Source organism: Frankia tisae, from assembly GCF_025403405.1.
In the GTDB taxonomy this organism is placed as follows: Bacteria; Actinomycetota; Actinomycetes; order Frankiales; family Frankiaceae; genus Frankia; species Frankia tisai.
The window spans coordinates 1-3,550 of the sequence record NZ_JANEZT010000513.1; the positions used below are offsets into that span (position 1 = coordinate 1).

General features: G+C 64.7%; 6 protein-coding genes. All 6 read left to right on the plus strand.

Annotated features, from left to right (window positions below):
• Positions 1-482: 482 nt before the first annotated feature.
• Entirely contained in the window at positions 483-1,286 is an 804-nt protein-coding gene (locus NBZ85_RS28990; protein WP_256790448.1) for a hypothetical protein, read from the plus strand.
• A 45-nt stretch (positions 1,287-1,331) separates the two neighbouring features.
• On the plus strand, positions 1,332-1,934 hold the full coding sequence (locus NBZ85_RS28995) for a hypothetical protein (protein ID WP_261563135.1): 603 nt from the start codon (positions 1,332-1,334) through the stop codon (positions 1,932-1,934).
• 55 nt (positions 1,935-1,989) lie between these two features.
• Complete coding sequence (locus NBZ85_RS29000; protein ID WP_055752614.1) at positions 1,990-2,421, plus strand: hypothetical protein; 432 nt, start codon at positions 1,990-1,992, stop codon at positions 2,419-2,421.
• Entirely contained in the window at positions 2,418-2,762 is a 345-nt protein-coding gene (locus NBZ85_RS29005; RefSeq protein ID WP_256790362.1) for a hypothetical protein, read from the plus strand. Before NBZ85_RS29000 ends, NBZ85_RS29005 begins: the two co-directional genes overlap by 4 nt.
• A gap of 55 nt (positions 2,763-2,817) precedes the next feature.
• A complete protein-coding gene (locus tag NBZ85_RS29010; RefSeq protein ID WP_256790363.1) occupies positions 2,818-3,204 on the plus strand; it encodes a hypothetical protein in 387 nt (128 codons plus the stop codon).
• On the plus strand, positions 3,201-3,550 hold a 350-nt coding region (locus NBZ85_RS29015), incomplete at its 3' end, for a hypothetical protein (RefSeq protein WP_261563138.1). The genes NBZ85_RS29010 and NBZ85_RS29015, both read left to right, overlap by 4 nt.

Below are 3,550 nucleotides of genomic sequence, written 5' to 3' on the forward strand. Positions count from 1 at the left end.
GGACCCCCCACCGGCGCGCCAGTAAAGGCGGGTGGGTGGACGGAACGCTGCTGGCGCAGGTCGGACGAGGTGCGCCGCCCACCCAAGCACTCCGCGACTTAATAGCGAGGCAACGAGCTGATAGTCGATGCGGGAGGGGTGTGCCTGCGCCGCCGTGTCCGGGGATTGGCGTTATTTCGGAGTCTCTTGGCACCTTCTCTTTAATCTGTGTTCGTTTGGTCTCTGCTCTTTTCTGTTCTTGTTTTTTGCTTTGCTTTTTTTGTCTTTGTCTTCCGCCCTTACTCTTCTCCTTTTCGGTTCCCCGATTGTTGCCCTAGCGTTCCGGAACATCATTCCCGCCATTGCATCGCCACTCAAAAGAATCATGAATTGGCGGACGATTGGGGGTTGTATTCTGGTGCGCGTAGGTGGAGAATTAGATATCGGCACCGGGAGCGGGAAGACACCCCCGGGAGTTCCCCCAAGGTAGAGGAGAGACCTCCGTGACCAATGGCGCTTTTTCTTCGGACACGCCGTCCGCTCTTCCGGGCGCGAGAGTCCAGCCAGAAGACATGGCGAGAGTGACGGCGGACGACTGGCGCGAGATTCAGACCAAAGCGCGCAAGTACTGCCGGACGGTCGACGCGTCGCAGTCGCGTAAGCGGATGGACGGAAACGCGACCTTCACGGGCCGTGGGTACGGCACGGCGGACGTGAGCGATGACATCGCGCAGGATGCCGTATTGCTGTTTGCCCAGCTGCTCGGGAAGATCATCCGAAAGTTTGAGCCTGTGACTTACTCCGTGGCCACGCGCGAACCGGATTCGTGGCTCTACGTCACGAAGCAAGGCGGGACCTTCGTTGCTACCCGTGACAGTATCCAGTACACGGCGATGCGGGACGCTGCCCAGCGCAATGGGTACCACCTGGACAAGAAGCCTGACGAAATCGACGCGACCCCCGGGGCGCAGCAGATGAAGGCCGTTTCCCGTATGCAATTCGTAGCTGTCGCGACGCACCTTGCCGCCAACAGTGAGGCTATCTGGCGTCTCGCGTTCGGTGACGGCAAAGAGTTCCCCGTTCTCGCGGACGTGCTCAATGAAGGAAACAAGGCCGATGACCTCGGACGCACGGGCATCCTTTCCAACGTGGCACAGAAGCGCCACGGGGGCGCCTACGGTTCCCGCCGCGCCGTGATCCGTACCCGTGACGCTGCCCTGGCAGAATTCCGGGAACTGTCGGAACGGGCCGATGCCGTACGGGAAATGATCACTTACCGCGCCACGCGGGACGGTACGGACGACTGACGTTCCATCTGTCCTCACGGAGAGGGCACCGGGAGAACTCTCCCGGTGCCCTCTCTGCATTTCCGGACCTGCCTGGAGAGCGTGAATCCGGCCGGACGGTCGGAAGCCTCCCGGGCGCGTAACAAGGTAGCGGGTGAAAACATCCGGACCTGCCTGGAGAGCGTGAATCCGGCCGGACGGTCGGAAGCCTCCCGGGCGCGTAACAAGGTAGCGGGTGAAAACATCCGGACCTGCCTGGAGAGCGTGAATCCGGCCGGACGGTCGGAAGCCTCCCGGGCGCGTAACAAGGTAGCGGGTGAAAACGCCCGGACCTGCCTGGAGAGCGTGAATCCGGCCGGACGGTCGGAAGCCTCCCGGGCGCGTAACAAGGTAGCGGGTGAAAACATCCGGACCTGCCTGGAGAGCGTGAATCCGGCCGTCCTAACGAGGGGTGGGTCTGTGTTTGACATTCTCGCCGATCGTGAGCGTGCGCTCGCGATTGTCCAGCGACGCGGTCTCGATCACATGCTGATGCTGCTGGATCGTCTGGCGTCGATTTACCACGGCTGCGACTGCAAGATCTACAAGTTCAGCCTGGAATGGATGGACAAACCGTGCCTACTCAAGGCGCGCGGAGTTCACGGCGACCTGTGGGTCTGGTGGCGTTAGCCGCCTACTGACCGGACGTCCGAAGCCTGTCGACCGTCATGTGGAGGGAGGGTCTGTGACCTGCGAGGTTCTTTCTGATGAGTTCGTGCGCCGCTTTGAGCGGGGAGTGTGGCGCGAACTGATCGAATCGGCGATGGTCGAATGGTCGCCGGACGAGACTACGAATCTGTACGGCAGTGGTTTCGACGGAACAGAGACCGAGTATCTGTTCGGCGATCCCGCCAATGAGATCCGTGACTTCCTGGAAGGCGCCGCTGCCGATCTGTCGTCGCTGGTCGAGCGTCTGGGCGATCGGACTCCGGTGCCTGAGGAGCTGGGTCGGGATTGGGTCCTTTCGCGGCAGCGGCAGGGCGCGGGCCTGTGGGACCGCGGCTACGGCCCGGAAGGGGACCAGCTACACGAGCAGGCGATCGTCTACGGCGACATCCTCTTGGAGATCTCGGGGGTCGAGGAGGACTGCGACAGCTGGGTGGTGCGGGTCCTGTGACCGGCCGGCATCTGCGCGTCCACCATCGCGACTACTACGACCACGAGGTCCACGACGGGGACATCCACGCGCACGGGGAGCGGTCTGAGGACCTCGACTGCGAACCGGACGAGTACGACCGCGAGGACGGGCTCAGTGCTGTGGACCTTGCCGTTGCCCGCCTGGAGGACTTGGCGGTCACGGAGCCGTCGGGCTGGCCGTTTCCCGGGCCGCACTGCTGGTGGAGCGGCACGGTCACGCTGGACTACTACACCGGTGAGATGCGGGAGACCTCCGCGCATCCCTGTGGGTTCAGCGATGACGAGTGCCGCGACATCTGGGCGCGGCTGATCAGCGCATAGCCAGCGCGCGCCGCACGACCCTTCCTCTCTGCTGATCTTTTCCAAAGGTGGTGCCATGCTCGGCGTGCTCGCGGACCCCACGGTTCGGATCGGGGTCTACATCGACGATGACCACGACTACTACCTGTCCCCGGTCGGCGACCTCGATGTGATCACCGAGGAGCGGGCGCATTTCGCGGACGGCACGTGGGCGGCGTACCGGCTGACGACGGTGGTGGAGTGCCCGCACTGCGACCATCGGTACAGCACGGACGTGCTCGGCGGCGTGGTGGTGGAGACGACCGCGCTGGCCGGGTCGATCGTCTGGGCTGATGACCTGGTCTTGCAGGAGAACCCCACCGGCTACCTGGCGACGCAGATCCGGGACCTGATCACCCAAGAGCGGGAGGACCCGACCCCGGCCACGGCCTGGCTGCCTCTTCCCGGGGACGACGCGCTGTGAGCCGGGTCGAGGCGCTGCCGCTGGCGAACGGCGCACGGGCATGCCGGGGGAACGTCGCGCTGCTGGTGTCTCCGCATCGGGAGCCGCTGACGGGCGGTGGCCCGGACGCCGTCCACGTCGACCTGATCGTGATCCGGTCGGTGACCCGTGACGGGCGGGTACGCGCCTACGAGGAGATGTGGCCGGGCGGGCGGCCCGTCCGTGTCGCGACCACCGCCTGGAAGATCACCGGTCTGGTCGACGCGTCGGTGCTCGACCCTGACCGCGCGGTCGCGATCGCCCGCGCGCACACCTACCCGGGCCACAGCCAGGTCTGCCCCTGGGCGTCGCTCGCCGAGGCCCGCGC